12 protein-coding genes are annotated in these 18,789 nt (G+C 68.4%); 9 read left to right on the forward strand and 3 right to left on the reverse strand.

All coding sequences use genetic code 11. The features are described 5' to 3' along the window. Nucleotide 1: 1 nt before the first annotated feature. Nucleotides 2–5,380, reverse strand: coding sequence for a peroxidase family protein (locus tag ACVWYS_RS09495; RefSeq protein WP_456509635.1), 5,379 nt, complete (start codon nucleotides 5,378–5,380; stop codon nucleotides 2–4). Nucleotides 5,381–6,037: 657 nt separating this feature from the next. On the opposite strand from ACVWYS_RS09495, the gene ACVWYS_RS09500 reads away from it, so the two are divergent. After that, complete coding sequence (locus tag ACVWYS_RS09500; RefSeq protein ID WP_456509636.1) at nucleotides 6,038–8,386, forward strand: FdhF/YdeP family oxidoreductase; 2,349 nt, start codon at nucleotides 6,038–6,040, stop codon at nucleotides 8,384–8,386. Between the two features lie 271 nt (nucleotides 8,387–8,657). On the opposite strand, the gene ACVWYS_RS09505 is transcribed toward ACVWYS_RS09500, so the two are convergent. Both ACVWYS_RS09505 and ACVWYS_RS09510 read right to left on the reverse strand, forming a co-directional pair. After that, nucleotides 8,658–8,975 (reverse strand): DUF6457 domain-containing protein, encoded by a 318-nt coding sequence (locus ACVWYS_RS09505; RefSeq protein ID WP_116765776.1) that lies wholly within the window; start codon nucleotides 8,973–8,975, stop codon nucleotides 8,658–8,660. A gap of 118 nt (nucleotides 8,976–9,093) precedes the next feature. Further along, the gene (locus tag ACVWYS_RS09510) at nucleotides 9,094–10,098 is read right to left on the reverse strand and encodes a LysR family transcriptional regulator (RefSeq protein WP_456510284.1); all 1,005 of its coding nucleotides are present in this window, start codon (nucleotides 10,096–10,098) and stop codon (nucleotides 9,094–9,096) included. Between the two features lie 131 nt (nucleotides 10,099–10,229). On the opposite strand from ACVWYS_RS09510, the gene ACVWYS_RS09515 reads away from it, so the two are divergent. From ACVWYS_RS09515 to ACVWYS_RS09550, 8 genes are read left to right on the forward strand one after another with little or no spacing between them, the layout of a single operon-like run. Then, complete coding sequence (locus ACVWYS_RS09515) at nucleotides 10,230–11,108, forward strand: FAD binding domain-containing protein (RefSeq protein ID WP_456506563.1); 879 nt, start codon at nucleotides 10,230–10,232, stop codon at nucleotides 11,106–11,108. A 5-nt stretch (nucleotides 11,109–11,113) separates the two neighbouring features. Continuing rightward, nucleotides 11,114–11,686 carry a (2Fe-2S)-binding protein gene (locus tag ACVWYS_RS09520; protein WP_456506564.1) on the forward strand — a complete coding sequence of 191 codons (573 nt, stop codon included), beginning with the start codon at nucleotides 11,114–11,116 and terminating at the stop codon, nucleotides 11,684–11,686. Further along, nucleotides 11,683–14,076, forward strand: a complete 2,394-nt coding sequence (locus tag ACVWYS_RS09525) for an aerobic carbon-monoxide dehydrogenase large subunit (protein ID WP_456506565.1) — start codon at nucleotides 11,683–11,685, stop codon at nucleotides 14,074–14,076. Before ACVWYS_RS09520 ends, ACVWYS_RS09525 begins: the two co-directional genes overlap by 4 nt. Further along, nucleotides 14,076–15,083, forward strand: a complete 1,008-nt coding sequence (locus tag ACVWYS_RS09530; protein WP_456506566.1) for an XdhC family protein — start codon at nucleotides 14,076–14,078, stop codon at nucleotides 15,081–15,083. Before ACVWYS_RS09525 ends, ACVWYS_RS09530 begins: the two co-directional genes overlap by 1 nt. 1 nt (nucleotide 15,084) lies before the next feature. Then, a complete protein-coding gene (locus ACVWYS_RS09535; RefSeq protein WP_456506567.1) occupies nucleotides 15,085–15,807 on the forward strand; it encodes a nucleotidyltransferase family protein in 723 nt (240 codons plus the stop codon). Then, entirely contained in the window at nucleotides 15,804–16,727 is a 924-nt protein-coding gene (locus tag ACVWYS_RS09540) for an AAA family ATPase (protein ID WP_202615770.1), read from the forward strand. Before ACVWYS_RS09535 ends, ACVWYS_RS09540 begins: the two co-directional genes overlap by 4 nt. Before the next feature lie 29 nt (nucleotides 16,728–16,756). Further along, nucleotides 16,757–18,010, forward strand: a complete 1,254-nt coding sequence (locus ACVWYS_RS09545) for a vWA domain-containing protein (protein WP_456506568.1) — start codon at nucleotides 16,757–16,759, stop codon at nucleotides 18,008–18,010. Further along, on the forward strand, nucleotides 18,001–18,789 hold the full coding sequence (locus ACVWYS_RS09550; protein ID WP_456509637.1) for an SRPBCC family protein: 789 nt from the start codon (nucleotides 18,001–18,003) through the stop codon (nucleotides 18,787–18,789). The genes ACVWYS_RS09545 and ACVWYS_RS09550 overlap by 10 nt, the downstream gene beginning before the upstream one ends.

Raw genomic sequence — 18,789 nt, forward strand, 5'->3', positions numbered from 1 at the left:
GTTAGAGTGCTGTGCCCGTAGTGAACGTCCAGATACGGGTGGTCAGCGGGTTACCCGCCAGGTCGCGGACGCCCGTGGTGCCGCCGGTGACGGTGACCCGGTACTGGGTGTTCGCAAGCAGGCTGGTTCCGGGGTTGATCGTCAGCACCCGGGTGGTGGTGTTGAACGAGATCGCCGAGGCGACCTGGGCTCCGGTGGAGACCCGTTCAATCCGGACCTTGCCGGCAACTGCGAAGCCGGTGATGGCCTCGCTGAACGTGGCGGTCACGTTGCTGTTGCGCAGCACCCCCGTGGCTCCCGCAACGGGAGTCGTGGCAGTGATGGTGGGGTTCGGGCCTGTGGTGAACGACCACGTGCTCGTCGCCATCGTGTTGCCCGCGAGGTCACGGATCCCCGAGAGGGTCGCCGTGTACACCCGGTCCGCCGTCAGCGTGACGCTTGGGTTGAGGGTCGCAACCCTGGTGAGCACGTTGTACGACACGACGGCGGGGATCAGCGTGGTGCCGAGCCGCAGCTGGAACGTGGTTCCGCTGACTCCCGTCACCGCTTCGCTGAACGTTGCCGTCATATTCGCCGTCTGGCTCACGGAGAAGGCACCGGATGCCGGTGTCCTGGCCGTGACCGTGGGAGCGATGAATTCAGTCCGTGGTGTCACCGCTGCGGTGCGGGCAGAGAACCCGCCCGTGCCCGCTGCGTTCACGGCTCCGACGTCGAACGTGTACGCCGTCCCGTTGGTCAGGCCCGTCACGACGACGGTTCCGACGTTTCCGGTGACCGCCTGCGTACGTGCCAGGACGGTTCCGGCGAAGGCCCGCACGGTGTAACCCGTGATGGCGGATCCGCCGTTGGATGCCGGTGCGGTCCAGGTCAGGGTCGCCGAGGCGTTCCCGGCCGTGGCCGTCCCGATGGTCGGCGCTCCCGGTACGGTCGCCGTCGTCGGGCTGACCGTGTTGGACAGTGCCGAGAACGGGCTGTCGCCGAGGGCGTTGCTGGCCAGAACCTGGAACCGGTACTGGGACCCGTTCGTCAGACCGGTCACCACCAGGCTGGTGGCGCCTGCCGGGGCGGTGCGCAGGGCGCCGACCTGGATGCCTGCCGGGTCCGTCGTCACGTCGAGCACCTTCACGGAGAAGGAGTCGGCAATGCCTACGGTCGGGGCCGTCCAGCGCGCCGTTGCCTGCCCGGCGCCGGCGGTTGCTGTGCCGATGACCGGAGCGTTGGGCAGAACGGTGTCCGAGAACTGCAGGAACTCGATGTTGCGGATGGTGTCCGTGCCGTCGACGCCGACGTTGTCGACCACCGTGGTGGTCGAGCCCGCCGAGCCCAGTATGCCGTTGCCGCCCGTCGTGGTGACGGTGTAGTTGGCCCGCGGGCCGGAGAAGATCGCGACGTCCCGGTTGCCCGCGGTTTCGAGGGCGGTGGGGGTCACGATCTCGCGGACAGCCACCAGGTTCCCCGGGTTGACGACGCCGGCCGCTACTGCGGCCGCCAGGGTCAGCGGGTTACCCGTCTGGTACTGGCGTTCCATGAGGTCGGTGGTGCCGATCTCGGCTCCTGCGTCGTCCCGCACGCTGATGCGGATCTTGAGGTACCGGTCGCCGTCAAGGACGTCGTTGCCGCCGCGGCCCTCGAGCTTGTCGCTGCCAAGACCTCCGACGATGATGTTGCCATCGCCCCAGACCGGACCGGCCAACGGGCAAACGCCCATGGGTGAGAGTGCGGCCACGGGTGCCAGCGGCGTCGTCGGAGCCGGGAGGATCGCTCCCAGGCCGGCGATCCGGTTGATGCCCGTCTGGTCGAGGACGTCGCAGCCGCTGAAGCCTGCACCACCTACGGTGCTGGGCACTGCATCGTCGCCCCGGATGACGTCATCAAACTTGGAACCGGAGTTGGCTTCCACTTCCTGCCAGCGGTCGCGGTTGACCACGACGGGGAGCGGGACGCCGATCAGGTTGTTGTTGATCTTCATGTCGTCGTCGGCAGCCACGGTGTCGTACTGGTGCGTGGCCCAGTCGAAGCCGGCGGCACCGGCGTAGCGGTCGATGGCGGCATTGCTGGACATGATGTCGTCCCCGCCCTCGGCGTCGTAGTCGTTTTCACCGACCTGGCCGACGAAGATGTCGTTGCCGGGCTTCGCCTGGGCCGGGTCGTCGAAGAACGGTGCGCCGTGATCTCCGATCAGCAGGTCCTGGCCGGAGCCGCCCTGGATCCAGTCGTCGCCGCCGTCGCCAAACGTCGCGTCCGCACCGTCGCCGGACTGAACGAAGTCGTTGCCGGGACCTGCGAAGGTCTCGTTGTCGTTTGCTCCGCCGTTGGTGAAGTCCTGGCCGTCTCCGCCCATGTTGATGTCGTCGCCGATACCGGAGTTGAGGTAATCGTTGCCCGGACCGCCCTTGAGGACGTCAGCGCCGGACAGATCGGTGATCCTGTCGTTGCCGTCGCCGCCAAGTGCGATGTCATCGCCGCCGTTGCCTTCAATGACGTCGTCGCCTGCGTTGCCGAGGAACGTGTCGTTGTCGTTGCCGCCGGTGACGCGGTCAGCGTTGGCCGTGCCGTTGTAGACGGACTGGCCGTTGATGCCGCTGGGATCGACCGTGTTCTTCTCCATGTACTGGATGGTGCCGTCGGGCTTGCGCAGGAGAAGCAGGTTCTCCTTGCACTCGGTGGTTGCGTCGTCCGCGACCGTCGGTCCCGAGGTTGCGTAGCCCGCCGCGGTACCGGCCAGGTTGCCCAGCTGGAACTTGCAGTCGGCGGTGCCGAACGCATCGGCCTTGAGCGAGTGCGCGTTGGTGTTGCGCATGATCATCTCCGCGAAGGAGTTGCTCTCCAACTGCGCCCGGAGGTTCATGCCCGGAGTACGCGCCAGGTAGTACAGGCGGTCGCCGTTCTGAAGGTCCGTCAGCTGGTTCTCGAACACGTAGTTGAACGTGCTTCCCAGGAGGCCGCCGAAGAGGTTGGTCTTCTCCGCCAGGCCGCCGACCCAGAGGTCGACCTTGTTCAGGCCGGTCTCCTGCGTCGCCCACGGTCCGGCACTGTTCATGAAGTCCGTCATGTCAGCTGTTGGAGGAGTGGCCAGGGTGCCCGGATCAACGATCGCCTTGGCCGCTGCCCGCTTGCCTGCCAGCGTGGTTTCGCTGGTGATGGTCGGATAGGTGCCGTAGGCGGCAACAAAGTTGATCAGCGATTCCGGGTGCTTGAGGTTCTGGCCGAAATCCGCCCAGCTCGTGTATGGGGCCAGCTGGCCGTCGCCCGTGGCGTCATGGATCTGGCGCCGCAGTTCATTGAGCGGCGGTACGCCTTCGGAGCGTGCGCGGGTCATGTTGATCGTCGCCAAGTCCAGGGGAAGGCCCAGCAGATTGTTGCGCAGGGTGCCGGTCACGAACTCGTCAAGTTCGTTGCCGACCTGGTCGCTCATGCCCATGACGATGCTGCCGGCGGCCTCTTCCGAGGTCAGGGATCCCGCCGATCCGCCGTTGGTGTACTCGGGCGGGTTCAGGAAGCCATGGAGCAGCGAGATGGAGTTATCGGTGCCGTCCGCATTGGTGCGGGAAATCGTCTCGGTCAGCATGGAGTGGCCAAAGCGGTAGACCGCATGGGCGAACTCCGCCTTGATGGCCGAGTTGATGTCCGTGTGGTAGACGTGGAACGGCTGGACCGCAGGCTGGACCTTGCGGGCGAACTCCTCGAAGACGAGGTGCTGGTATTCCATTTCCGTGACGAACCTGGCCGCCTGGAACAGGCGCTCGCCGTTCCATCCGTTGGCGCCGGCGGCCAGCTTCCACTCGGCCAGCGCGGCAACGCCGGTGGCTGAGGTGTCGTTGGTGAGGGTGTTCTCGATGTCCGCCACGAGGCGGTCATGCTCGGAGTGGAATATCTGGTGGATGGTGGTAAGTCCGATGTTCTCGTTGACGCGGCCGTCACCGGCACAGAAGTGCGCGTTGAGCATTTCGTCGTCGTAGGTCCCTGCGGGCTGGTTCGCAAAGTCTGCCGAGGCCGTGGTGTCGGCGTCCGGGGCGGGCGCGACGGGCGGCGTGGCAGGGTTGTGGTCCGTGTCCTGCGGCGACGGATCGGCGTTGTGCGCGATGTCGGTCAGGAACGGGGTGTCGAAGTACCGAACGTTCGCCGGCACCGGAACGGGATTCGCCGTGTTGCCCTCGACCAGTCCGGTCAGGGTGACGTACTGCGGAAGGCCGCGTGCGGGTCCTGGGATGAACTTTCCGTACGGGTCCGCGGCAATCATCGGGATGTTGGTGACGTCCTTGTCCTGGAGTTTGAGGCCCAGGAAGATCGCCGCCTGGGCCTTCACGTCCGCCCACGTCGCCATGCCGCCGGCGGTGGGGCCGGCGGGACCGCCGAGCAGCTTGCCGGTGGCGACCGGCTTGCCATCGGCGTTGTTGATGTATTCCCGCAGGAACACCTGGTGGGAGGGATGGGACGTGTACGTCTGCGACTGGTCCACGTAGGGCGAGTCGGTGTTGGCCGCTTCCTGCACGTCATCAGCGGTACCCAGGACACCGTCCGGGCCCGGCTGGTTTTGTGCCCGGGTGAGGACCATGAACGCGTTGGGGCCGTTGGCGGCCACCTCATCGCCCGTGCCCGGCTTGCCGTCGGGGCCGACCGTGATCAGCGGGTCGTCTGCCTTGAGCGGAACAAACACCGTTCCGCCGCCCTTGACCGTCTGGTCGACGCCGTGGTCGAAGAACTGCCCGAACAGGGTGAACAGGGAGTTGTACGGCGGGGAGAGTCCGACGTCGGTGGTGACGTTGGGGATGAACAGCGTGTCCCCGGTGGGGACGCAGCCGGCCGGCACACCCGCGACCGGCGGAGCCGCCAAGGGGTCAGGATCGGTGGTGCAGGGGAACAGCCCCGGGTTGCCCTGGGTCCGGACGGGGAAACCGGCAGCGGCCACCGCTGCGGGATTGGTGGAGGTCTGGTCCACAATCAGGTTGCTGACTTGGCGGGGCTGGGAGTCGAACACATTGCCCGACTTTTGCTGGTATGACGACGGACCGGCGGGGCCGAAGCCGGCCGGAACGGAGTCCGCAGCGTTGAACGACGGCGTCGCTAAACGCGGAAATACCTGGTCGGCGGCCCCGTAGGTTTCGCGGCCGGCGAGCAGGTTGTTGCAGGAGCCGTCAACCGTGCGGAGGCCGTATGAGGTGAGGGCGTCGGGAATCTGATTGGGGCCTCGACCGACAAGCGCGCCGCAAGGGCCGGTGGCCGACGTCGTGTTGGCGACGTGCGCCTCGGCGATCTTGATCTGCTTGAGGATGTAGGCGAGGTCGGAGGGGGTGACGGTGAAACCTGCGCCGACGGGTGCCGGGGCGGCGTTGGCGCCAAGCGCCGTGGTGGTGAGTCCGATGAAACTGAGCAGGGTCATCGCTGTCCCTGCGGCTACTGCGCGGGTTGGCCGACTGAAGACACGTCTTTGGCCGTCGACCTTCCTGCATGCGAACAAATTCATTGCACACCTGCCTCTTGGAGTGAGTGATGGTGCAAGAGTGGTGGGTATTTCCTTGGAGAAAACTGGGAGCTGCCCGTGAGGTGCGATGCGGACCGCGGTCCGGGGGTGGCCAGCGTCCCGGGCCACCCGGATCGGGGCCCAGCAGTACGCGGACTGGCGCTTTGGGCTACTCGCTCCGGCTCCGACGGCGGCAGCGCGGCCTACGCACGAGGTACTGCGTGGCAAGGCTGTCAACGGATAACGAGCGGGTAACGGATACCCCTGCAGGACCCGACTTTTGGCCGCCTCCTACTTACAGCCGGCATACGGCGGGCACGCAGGTTGCGCCCAGACAGTGCTGATAGTGAGCCACGGACTGCGGTGGCTGACGTGGCCCCCCCTCCTGCCGGGCACGTGCCGCGACCACCCGGAGGGAACTGCGCCAGTACGTGGTCAGGGCGGCGCGTCCACCCGTGAGGGCACGCCGGATTGCTTGCGGCACTCCGGGCAAGCTGATAGGCCTGACGGTAGGGTGCATAGTGGCACATCGGCTCGCCGTCCCATCCGGGCGGCGGTTGCAGAAGGGAAGTTCACGTGACTCGCAAGACTCCTCAGGTGGAGGAACCGTCCGAGAAAGAGCTCGTTGTCGAGAACGGGCCGAAAAGCTGGGCCGCCGGCGTCCCGGGCGTGTACCACTCCATGAAGCCGGCCATCGAGCAGATGGGGCTCAACCGGACGCGGAAGACCGTTATGGCCATAAACCAGAAGGACGGCTTCGACTGCCCGAGCTGTGCGTGGCCGGACCCGCACCACCGCAAGGCGTTCGAGTTCTGTGAGAACGGGGCCAAGGCCGTCACGTGGGAGGCGACCCCAATCACGATTCCCTCCAGTTTCTGGGCGGAGCACCCGGTCAGCGAGCTGCGCAGCCGGTCCGAGTACTGGCTCGGCATGCAGGGCAGGCTCACGGAGCCGGTCTACAAGCCCGCCGGGGAGGACCATTACAAGCCGGTCAGCTGGGACGAAGCGCTCCGGATTGTCGCCGACAAGCTCAAGGGGCTGGACTCCCCCGACCGCGCGGCGTTCTACACGAGCGGCCGCACGTCGAACGAGGCGGCCTTCCTGTACCAGCTGCTGGTCCGCGGCTACGGCACCAATAACCTGCCGGACTGCTCCAATATGTGCCACGAATCCTCGGGCTGGGCCATGGGCCAGACCATCGGCATCGGCAAGGCGACCGTCAGCTTCGACGACTACGCCAACGCGGACCTGATCATCATCATGGGCCAGAACCCGGGGACCAACCACCCCCGGATGATGACTGAGCTTGAGAACTGCAAGCACAACGGCGGCGAGATCGTGGCCGTCAATCCCCTGCCCGAGGCCGGGCTGCGCCGGTACAAGAACCCGCAGCAGGTCAACGGAGTAATCGGCCACGGCGTCCAGATCGCGGACCAGTTCCTGCAGATCCGGATCGGCGGGGACATGGCGCTGCTGCAGGCCGTGTCCAAGCGCGTGCTCGACGCCGAGGTCAGGAAGCCCGGGACTGTCCTGGACCACGCCTTCCTGGCCGAACACTGCGAGGGACTCGAGGAGCTCAAGGAGCACCTGGCCCGGCTGGATGAGAGCGCTGTGCTGGAGGCCACCGGCCTGCGGAGCGAGGACATCGATGAGCTGGCGGCCCGCTACCTCAAGGCCGAGAAAGTCATCATCACCTGGGCCATGGGCATCACGCAGCAGAAAAAGGGCGTGGCCACCATCAAGGAGATCATCAACCTCCTGCTGCTCCGCGGCAATATCGGCAAGCCCGGCGCCGGTGCGTCCCCCATCCGCGGACACAGCAATGTCCAGGGCGACCGCACCATGGGAATCTGGGAGCAGATGCCGCAGTCCTTCATGGAAGCCCTCGGCAAGGAGTTCGACTTCGAGCCGCCGCGCGAACACGGCACGGACGCCGTCGAGACCATCAACCAGATGCGCGACGGCGAGATCAAGGTCTTCGTCGCCTTGGGCGGCAACCTGGTGGCGGCGATCTCGGACACGAATGCGGCCGAAGCTGCGATGGAAAACACGGAGATGACGGTCCAGATCTCGACGAAGCTGAACCGGTCCCACGCAGTGACCGGCCGCGAGGCGCTGATCCTCCCCACGATGGGCCGGACCGAGATTGACATCCAGGAATCCGGGCCCCAGTTCGTGTCCGTGGAGGACACCGTCTGCGCCGTCCACCCGTCCTGGGGCAGCGTCGAGCCGGTGTCCCATCAGCTGCTGTCCGAGCCGGCCATCCTGAGCCGGCTGGGCAAACTCCTCGTCGGAACCAAGATCAAGGCCGACTGGGACGGCTTTGAAAAGAACTACGACCTCATCCGCGATCACATTTCTCAGGTAGTGGGCGGCTGCGAGGACTACAACCAGCGGATCCGACAGGATGGCGGGTTTGTTCTCGCCAACGGCCCCCGCGACTCGCGCACGTTCCCCACGCCGACCGGCAAAGCCGTGCTGACCGTCAACGACCTTGAGCATGTCCAGCGGCCGGCAGGCACCCTGATCCTGCAGAGCATGCGCTCCCACGACCAGTTCAACACCACCATCTACTCGCACAACGACCGCTACCGGGGCATCAAGAAGGGCCGCCATGTGGTGTTCGTGAACCCGGACGACCTCGCCGAGCTCGGCCTGGCGGACGGACAGTACGTGGATATCCGCGGTGTGTACGAGGACGGCGAAGAACGCGTGGTCCGCAAGTTCCGCGTCGTGTCCTACCCGACGGCCCGCGGCTGCGCGGCCGCGTACTACCCCGAGGCCAACGTGCTCGTGCCGCTGAACCACACGGCCGAGGGCAGCAACACGCCGATCTCCAAGGCGGTCATCGTCCGGCTCGAACCAAGCCTGGACCAGACACCGGACAGCGCGCCACCCGTCTCCGCCGGGGCAGCCCGGCCCTAGGCTCACGCTTCCGCAGGCCGGGGCGCGGGACATGCCCAGCCGCGGCCCCGGCCACTGGACATAACACCACCATGCCCACCCCTGCGCCCCAGCAATGAGCATGTCCTCCGCAGCAATGAGCATGTCCCACTGACCGGATCCGAACACAGCACAGGCCGCGTCCCCTTGAGGGAACGCGGCCTGTCCGCTGACGCCTGAACCTGTAGCCGGCGAGCTGCCTACTTCCTGCGGCCTGCCCGCTGCCGGCGCCGGCGCGAGCGCCGGACCGCTGCTACTGTGCTCGCTTGACCCAGCCTTCCTCGTCCGGACCGCCGGATTCGCCGTGCTCGCAGAGCTCAATGACTTTGTTCGACGCCGCGTGCACAGCTTCCTGCGTGCCCTTCCGGCCTTTGGTGGACGCGGTGCCGGCCGCATAGCCCACCATGAATGCGCTGATGGCATCCGCGTGCGGCCCGACGGCTTTGACGGATTCTTCCGCGACCTCGACGATCTTCTCGTGGTCGACCTCAAGGTCGAGGATCTGCAGGGCCTGGATGAGCCGGCTGCTCCAATGCCGCAGCGAGCTGTCTTCGTCTCGGGACAACGTCATTGCTACTCCTTCTCGCGGGTGAACGGATCGTCTGACCCTCAAGGGTTAGCACCCGCCCCGGCGTTGCGCAACGCGACACAGCGACCGGCACCACAGCCCGGCGCCCCCGCCAGCTGCCTCAACTCCACAACGCGACGTGGAACTTGGGGCCCCGGCGTTCCAGCCCGCGCGAGCCACCGGGAGCCACCATGGCTGCCGTGGCATCGGCAGTGCCGGCAAACCGCTGCAGGGTCCGTGCCATGGTGGTGGCCCGGCCCCGGTCCAGGGTGCTGGCCCACCAGAGGCCGGAGATCGGCGTTCCGGCGACCGGCACACGGACCAGGGAGCCGCTGCGGATTTCGGCCCGGACAATGTGGCCGAGCGCCAGCATCGTTCCTTCACCCGCCCGCACGGCGGCAAGGGCCTCCGTTTCGCTGCTGAGGCAGACGATCTCCGGCACCACTCCCTGGGCAGCCAGCCAGCGGCCTTCTTCGCTCGTCTCTTGGATGCCGGCGGGGCCGGCAAACCACGGCCGGCCTAGGAATTCACTCAGCCGTACGGGTCCGTGCAGCGACGCGAGGGGATGCCCTGCGGCCACCACGAAGACCCGCTGGTACCGCAGGAACGGCACGGAATCGAGCCCGACGTCGGCGGCGTCCTTGGGGTCAGCGCTGTTGTGGGCAGCCCCGTTGCGGACAGGGGGCCTGATACCCAGGGCGATGTCGTAGACGCGTTCCAGCATCAGCGATGCCACATCTTCCGCCTGCTCCACGACCACATCGACGGAGGCTCCCGGAACCCGCCGGGTGAACAGGTCCAGGAGGCGGCCGGCAGCGTGCTCCGCGAACGGCGCCGTGGCCACGATCTTCAGGCGTCCGGTCTCGGTCTGAGCATGCGCGACTTCCCATCGGGCCTTGTCAGCCAGCCCGACGATGTCCTGGGCGTATTCAGCGAGCGCCCGGCCGCCGGGTGTCAGCGCAATACCGCCATGGGCGCGAATGAACAGAGGGTCGTCAAGGTCCTGCCTGAGCGCGGCGAGCGCCGCCGACACGGCCGGTTCGCTGACCCCGAGGTGGGCCGCGGCCGCGTGCAGAGAGCCCAGCTTGGCCACAAGGGCGAACGTGCGCAACTGTCCCAATGTCATCGCCACGGCTTCATAACCTTTCGCTTATGACGATATTGACATCCCACTTAGGCCGGGGCAAGACTGACCTCAATCCGGCGCAAGGCAATCACTGACCCACGCCGCCGGCGGTTCGGAGTGAGGTAGGGACTATGCAGATTCCGGCTCCATTTGACTACGTGCGCGCCACCACCGTGGACAACGCCCTGGAACTTCTCGCCCGCTACGGTCCCGAATCCCGGGTGGTGGCCGGCGGCCATAGCCTCCTGCCGATGATGAAGCTTCGCCTTTCCCGGCCCGAATGGCTGATCGACATCAATGACCTCTACGAGCTGGACTTCATCCTCCGTGACGGCAACATCCTGAGGGTCGGCGCCATGACCCGCCACACCACCTTGCTGGAATCGGACGAGGTCGCGGCACTGTTCCCCATTGTCCGGGACGCTGAATTGGTCATTGCCGACCCCGTCGTGCGCAACCGTGGCACCATCGGCGGTTCGCTCTGCCAGGCCGACCCGGCCGAGGACCTCTCCACCGTGTGTGACGTCCTGGGCGCCGAGGCCGTGATCCGCGGGCCAGGTGGCGAGCGCGTCCTGTCCATGCCGGACTTCCACCGCGGACCGTACCAGACAGCGGTCGGGCAGGATGAGCTGCTCTGCGAACTCAGGTTCCCTATCCGCCCCCGCTCGGGTAGCGCCTACGAGAAGGTCGAGCGCCGGGTGGGCGACTGGGCCGTCGGCGCCGCCGGCGCGGCCGTCGTCCTCGCCGCGGACGGGACCGTTGAGGATGCCGCCGTCGGACTCACTGCGCTGGGCCTTGACCATACGGTGGACGAGGCCGCGGCCGTGCTCCGCGGCAAGCGTCCCGATGAGGACTTGTTCGGCGAGGCCGGCCGGCTGGCTGCCGCAGCGTGCGATCCCGTAGCGGACCAGCGCGGCCCGGTCGATTACAAACGGCATCTCGCCGATGAGCTCACCCGGCGGGTACTGCGGCTGGCCTGTGCCCGCGCCGCCCAGATGCAGGAAGGCTGAAGCCGATGCAGATCAGCATGACCGTTAACGGCAGCGACGTCACGAGCGAGATTGAGCCCCGCGTGCTGCTGGTCCACTACATCCGCGAGGTCCTGGGCCTCACCGGTACGCATTGGGGCTGCGACACCAGCAACTGCGGGACCTGCGTGGTCCTGATGGACGGGCAGCCCGTGAAGTCCTGCACCGTCCTGGCCGCCATGGCCGCGGGCCACGACATCCGCACCGTCGAGGGGCTGGCCGCCGGCGGCACCCTGGACCCCGTGCAGCAAGGCTTCATGGAGGAGCACGGGCTGCAGTGCGGCTTCTGCACCCCGGGGATGATGCTGACGGCCCGGGCACTCCTTGATAAGAATCCGCACCCTGACGACACTGAGATCCGGCAGGCCATTTCCGGGCAGATCTGCCGGTGTACGGGCTACGCGACGATCGTGCGCTCGGTCCAATGGGCCGCCGCCCATCCGGCGGGGCCAGGCCCGGAGGACGCACCGACGGCCGAGGAAGTCCTGGACGGCACAGACACCGCCGTCCCGGATGTCGCGGCAGACACAGCAAACACAGCCACAGAGGTGAAGGCATGACCGTCATCCATGACCGGCCGTCAAACCCGGCCGCCGGCGACGAAGACCGTCCGATCGGCTACGGGCGCATCCAACGCAAGGAAGACCCGCGCTTTGTGCGCGGCAAAGGCCACTACGTTGACGACATCGTGCTGCCGGGAATGCTGCACGGCGCCATCCTGCGGGCCCCGGTGGCGCACGCCCGGCTCGTGTCCATCGACACCACCAATGCCCTGGCGCATCCGAAGGTGGTGGCCGTCATCACGGGCAAGGACCTCCTGGGCCTGAACCTCGCGTGGGCGCCGACGCTCTCCGCGGATGTCCAGGCTGTCCTGGTCACCGACAAAGTCCGGTTCCAGGGGCAGGAGGTCGCGTTCGTCGTGGCCGAGGACCGGTACGCCGCCCGGGACGCGCTCGAACTGATCGAGGTCGAGTACGACGTCCTTCCCCCGCTGGTGGACGCCCGCAAGGCGCTGGACCCGGACGCGCCGGTGATCCGCGACGAAATCGAGGGCCGGACGGACAACCGGATCTTCGACTGGGAGATGGGCGACAAAGCCGAAACCGACGCGGTGTTCGCCAGCGCCGACGTCGTGGTGAGCCAGGAGATGGTGTACCCGCGGGTCCACCCCGCACCGATGGAGACATGCGGCGCCGTCGCCGATTTCGACGCCGTTAGCGGCAAGTTGACGCTCTACGAGACCACCCAGGCCCCGCACGCGCACCGCACCCTGTTCGCGATCGTCGCCGGCATCCCCGAACACAAGATCCGGATCGTCTCCCCCGATATCGGCGGCGGCTTCGGCAACAAGGTCGGGATCTATCCCGGCTACATCCTCGCCGTCGTCGGCTCCATCGTCACCGGCCACCCGGTCAAATGGGTGGAGGACCGCTCCGAGAACCTGATGTCGACCTCGTTCGCGCGGGACTACATCATGCAGGGCGAGATCGCCGCGACCAAGGACGGCAAGATCCTTGGCCTGCGCACCCACGTGCTGGCCGACCACGGCGCGTTCAACGCCACCGCCCAGCCCACCAAGACCCCGGCGGGCTTCTTCTCCATCTTCACCGGCAGCTACGACCTGCAGGCCGCCCACTGCTCCGTCACCGGCGTCTACACCAATAAGGCGCCCGGCGGAGTCGCATACGCCTGTTCGTTCCGCGTCACCGAGGCCGTGTATCTGGTAGAGCGGATGGTGGACATCCTGGCCCGCAAGCTGGAGATGGATCCGGCGGAGCTGCGGCTGAAGAACTTCATCAAGCCGGAGCAGTTCCCCTATGCCAACAAGACCGGCTGGGTGTACGACTCGGGCAACTACGAGGCCGCCATGCGGCTCTCGATGCAGCTCGCCGGGTACGAGGACCTCCGGCGCGAGCAGGCCGCAAAGCGCGAGCGCGGGGAACTGATGGGCATCGGCGTCTCCTTCTTCACCGAAGTCGTGGGAGCCGGCCCCCGCAAGCACTTCGACATCGTGGGCCTCGGCATGGCCGACGGCGCCGAACTCCGCGTCCACCCCACCGGCAAGGCCGTGGTCAGGCTCTCGGTGCAAAGCCAGGGCCAGGGCCACGAGACCACCTTCGCCCAGATCGTGGCCGAGGAACTCGGGATCCCGCCGGAGGACATCGACGTCGTGCACGGGGACACCGACCAGACCCCGTTCGGCCTCGGCACCTACGGCAGCCGTTCGACGCCGGTCAGCGGCGGCGCCGTCGCCCTGGTGGCCCGGAAGGTGCGCGAGAAGGCAAAGCTGATCGCCGGGGCCATGCTGGAGACCCGCCCCGAGGACCTCGAGTGGGAGAAGGGCCGGTGGTTTGTCAAGGGCGACCCCAGCGTTGGCAAGACGATCGCCGAAATCGCCATGGGGGCCCACGGCACCGTGGCCCTGCCCGAGGGCGTAGACGGCAACCTCGACGCCGAAGTCACCTACGACCCGCCCAACCTCACCTTCCCGTTCGGGGCCTACATCTGCGTCGTCGATGTCGACTCCGGCACCGGGCACGTCAAGGTGCGACGCTTCATCGCGGTTGATGACTGCGGCACCCGCATCAACCCGATGATCATCGAAGGCCAGGTCCACGGCGGACTGACCGACGGCGTGGGCATGGCCCTCATGGAGATCATCGAGTTCGACGCCGACGGCAACTGCCTGGGCGGGTCGTTCATGGACTACCTGATCCCCACGGCGATGGAAGTACCGGACTGGGAGACCGGTTTCACCGTCACCCCCTCACCGCATCACCCGATCGGTGCGAAGGGCATCGGCGAGTCTGCCACCGTCGGCTCGCCGCCGGCGATCGTCAACGCCGTCGTGGACGCGCTCGCGCCCTACGGCGTCACGCACATGGACATGCCCTGCACGCCGGCCCGCGTCTGGGCTGCCATGCAGGGCCGGGCAAGGCCGCCGATCTGATGCCCGCCACCGCAGAGTCCCTGGCCGCCAGGGCGGAAGAACTCGCCGGCCGACGCGAGCCGTTCGTCCACGCCCTGGTGGTCCGCGCCCAGCACCCCACGAGTGCCCATGCCGGGGACACGGCCCTCGTGCTGCCCACGGGCGAAATCCTGGGTTTCGTGGGCGGGAACTGCGTCGAGGCGTCGGTGCGCGAGTACAGCCTGCAGGTTCTGGCCTCCCAGGAACCGCTCCTGTTGCGGGTGCTGCCCGGCGAGCCGTCGCGCATGGCGGAGGAGGGCGCCGTCGAGGTCTCAAATCCGTGCCTCAGCGGCGGCGCGATCGAGATCTTCCTCCAGCCGCGGATTCCGGCGCCCCGGGTCCTGGTGGTGGGCACGGCGCCGGTGGCGCAGGCCCTCGCTTCGCTCGGCTCCGGCGTCGGCCTCGACGTCGAACTCACGGACGGCGAATCGGCGGAACCCCGCGGGGATGACGCGGCATTGATTGTCGCCTCGCACGGAAAGGCGGAGGAGGGTGCCCTGGAGACCGCACTGCGCGCCGGAGTCCCCTACGTAGCCCTGGTGGCCAGCGGGACCCGCGGCGCCGCGGTACTGGAATCCCTCGACGTCGACGACGCCCTGCGTGCCCGGGTGTTCACACCCGCCGGGCTGCAGCTCGGCGCCCGGACGCCCGGGGAGATCGCGCTGTCCATTCTTGCCCAGCTGGTCGGGGAGCGGTCCAAGGCCCGGCACGCTGCGGCGCCCATGGCTGACGCCGCGGCGCAGCCCGGGGTCCCGGCGGCGCCCATGGCTGACGCCGCGGCGCAGCCCGGGGTCCCGGCGGCGCCCACCGAGCCGGCGCCCACCGAGTCGGGGCCTGCGAGCGCCGTTGATCCGGTCTGCGGCATGACCGTCCCGGCCGTCGAATCGTCCCTTCACCTGGACTACAACGGGGTCACCGTGTACTTCTGCTCCCCCGGCTGCCGGGCGGCCTTCCGCAAAGATCCGGAGCGCTATGCCCTCGCAACCTGACATGCCCCCGCAACCTGAGCCGCTGAGGGCGGCGGCAAGCCTCGAGCCCAGGACCGCCGGCATCATCCTGGCCGCGGGAGCCTCCCGGCGCCTCGGCCGGCCCAAGCAGCTCCTTCCCTACGGCACGGGCGTCCTGCTCGATGCGGTCCTGGCGACCGCCAGGGCCTGCACTTTCAGCCAGACGGTCCTGGCGCTGGGTGGCGCGGCGGAAGAGGTGCAGCGCACCGTGGACACGAGCGGCTGCGAGGTGGTGCTCAACCCGGACTTCGGCGAAGGGTGCGCGTCCTCGATCGCCACCGCCCTCGCCGCCGTGGACCCGGAGACCGATGCCGTGGTCCTGCTGCTCGGTGACCAGCCCGGCGTCCGGGCCGCCAGTGTCCGGGCCGTACTCGGCGCCCTCCGGCAGGCGGGTTCCGGCGCTGCTCCGGTTGCCGCCAGCGGCGGCCCTGCCGGCCCCGCTGTCTCGGCCATCCCTGCCCGCTCTCCCGTCCCTGCCGGGATCGCGGTCTGCCGCTACGACGACGGCGTGGGCCACCCGATGGCATTTGCCCGTCGCCTGATTCCGGCCCTGGCCGCCCTCCACGGGGACAAAGCGGTCTGGAAGCTCCTCGAACAGCGGGCGGACGACGTCGTCGAGGTCCGCACGCCCGGCCCTGTCCCTCTGGATGTGGACACCGAGGAAGACTACAGGCGGCTCCTTGGCCGGCTGCGGGAGGCTGTATGACGGCGGCGGCGCGGGCCGGCGCGGAGGAAGACGTGCAACGCCGGGTCCCGGATGTCCCGTCACTGATGGCAGCCCTGGACCGCAACAACTACCTGGCCGACGTCGGGCTGGCGACCGCCCTGTTCCTGGCTGTCCGCCTGCCGCAGCCCATCCTGCTGGAAGGCGAGGCCGGAGTCGGGAAGACGGAGGCGGCAAAAGCGCTCGCCGAGCTCCTCGACACCCCGCTGTACCGGCTGCAATGCTACGAGGGAATCGACGCCGGTGAGGCCCTCTATGAGTGGAACCACCAGCGCCAGCTGCTTGGCATCCGGCTGGCCGAGGTCCGGGACGCCTCCGTCACCGAAACAGACCTCTTCGCCCCGGAGTACCTGCTGCGGCGCCCGCTCCTGCAGGCGATCGAACACCCCGGTCCGCGCCCGGCCGTACTGTTGCTGGACGAAATCGACCGCGCCGACGCCGAGTTCGAAGCCTTCACGTTCGAACTGCTCGCCGAGGCCGCCGTCACCATCCCGGAGCTGGGCACTATTCGGGCCACCCATCCGCCGATCGTGATCCTCACGTCCAACCGTACGCGGGACCTTCACGACGCCCTGACCCGGCGCTGCCTCTATCACTGGATCGACTACCCCGGACCGGAGCGGATCGCGGAGATCGTCCGCCGCAGGGTGCCGGCCAGCAGCGGCCCCCTGGCCCTCCAGGCAGCCGCCGTCATTACCCGGCTGCGCACCCTGGACCTGGCCAAGCCGCCCGGCATTTCCGAGGCGATTGACTGGGTCTCGGCCCTGGCAGTGCTCGGCATTGATCGCATCGACGCCACGACGGCGGAACAGACCCTCGGCTCCATCGTCAAGAACCGTGATGACCTCGAACTGGTCGGTGCCCGGGGGGCCGACTGGCTCGTGGCCGGCACGGGCGGGTGAGCGCCTTGGCGGCCGGGACCCCGCAGGATATGCGCGCTGCGCCCCCCACGGTAGAAGCGGCGGCCCTGTCGGCGGCCTTCGTCACCGCCCTGCGCCGGGCCGGGCTCGCGTGCTCACCGGACCGGGCAGTCCGGCTGGCCGAGGCACTCCGCCTGATCCCTCCCGGCGACGCAGAAAAGCTGTATTGGGCGTCCCGGGTGGTGCTGGTGTCAGCCCGCGAGCAGCTGCCGGTCTTCGACGCCGTCTTTTCCGCGGTGTTCCGCGGCGGCTTCGACCCCTCCGGGCATCCCGCCCGCGCCGTGGCTCCGGCCGTGGCTCCGGCCGGGGCCCCTGAGGAGACCCGCACCCGCCCGTCTCCGGCCGAGGGCCGTGCGCCCGGCTACGCGCCTGCTCCCCCGCGCCCGGCGCCGGCGATTGCCTCCGCGGGACCGGACGCCGGCCAAGACGGCAACGCCCCGGAGCGGGATGCCGTGCTGGCTATGGCCTCCCCCGAGGAGCGGCTGCACGAAGCGTCCTTCGCTCAGCTGACGGAGGAGGAAGTCGTGGAGATCAGGCGGCTGGCGTCCCGGCTGCTGCTCGCCACCCCGACGCGCCTGAGCCGCCGCGCCCGGAAGTCCGCCCACAGCAGCGCCCGGCTGGACGTCCGCGCCACGGTCCGTGCGGCCCGGCGCTCGGGCACTGACACCACCCGCTTGTTGTATGCCCGGCGCCGCCCGCAGCGCCGCAAGCTGGTGATGCTGTGCGACGTCTCCGGATCCATGGAACCGTATGCGCGGATTTTCGTCTCGCTGCTGCAGGGGGCCGTGGCAGGTGCCGGCGCCGAGGCCTTCGTGTTTTCCACCCGGCTGACACGCCTGACCCGGCAACTGGCGCTCCGCGATCCCGACGAGGCCCTGGCCCGGGCCGCCACGGCCGCCCCGGACTGGGCCGGCGGAACGCGGATCGCCGACAGCATCCGGCACTTCGTCGACGAGCACGGCCGCCGCGGCCTGGCCCGCGGCGCGGTGGTGGTGATCTTCTCGGACGGCTGGGCGCAGGAGGACCCCGAACAGGTCGCGGCCCAGATGGCGCGGCTGCGGCGCCTGGCGTACCGGATCATCTGGGTCAATCCACGCAAGGCAGCGCCGCAGTACCAGCCGCTGGTGGGCGGAATGGCCGCGGCCCTGCCGTACTGCGACGAATTCGTCAGCGGACACAGCTACACGGCGCTGGCAGAGGTGGCGGCCGCAATCCGCGGCGACGGCCAGGCATCACTCAAGGGAAGAGGGAACTCATGCAGATAGACAGCACTTTCTCGGTGGTCGCCCCGATCGACACGGTGTGGGACACGCTGATGGACTTTGAACGGGTGGCCGGGTGCCTTCCCGGGGCCAGAATCCTGAACAAGCTCTCCGACGACGCCTACCAGGTGGGCATGAGCGTCAAGCTCGGCCCCGTCTCAATGCAGTACAAAGGCCTGCTGAACGTCATCGAACGCAACGCGGCCGACCACCGTGCCGTGCTCGGCGGCAAGGCACAGGAGACCCGCGGACAGGGCACCGCCGAGGCGACCGTGACCCTGACGCTCACACAAGAAGGGGATGCCACACGAGGGGCCGTCAGCGCGGACCTGACGCTGTCCGGCAAGGCCGCCGCCATGGGCAAGGGCGTCATCGGCAGCGTCACGGAGCAGATGATGGCCCTCTTCGCGAACAACCTGCAGACGATGCTGGCCGAGGGGGCGCCCCCTGTCCCGGAACAGGGCCCGGAGGCGTCGTCTGCCCCGGCGCCCGCAGCGCAGGCCGTCCCCGAGCCGGTCCCGGCGTCGGCTGCGGTTTCTGCCCCCCTTGCAGGCACGACGGCGGGTGCTCCAACTGCGGCGGCGCCGGCCATGGCGGGCGCCCCCACCGGTGCCGCGCCGGCCGGCAGCCTGGATGCGTTGAGCCTGGCCAAGGGAATCGCGGCCGATCAGCTTTCCAGCCCGGTGAAAGTCCTCGGCGTCGTCGCCGTGGTGGCGTGCATTGCTTACTGGGCCGGGCGGCGGTCTGCGTTCCGGATGCTCCGCCTGTGCGGCAGGCTCTGA

The organism is Arthrobacter sp. TE12231 (genome assembly GCF_054062895.1).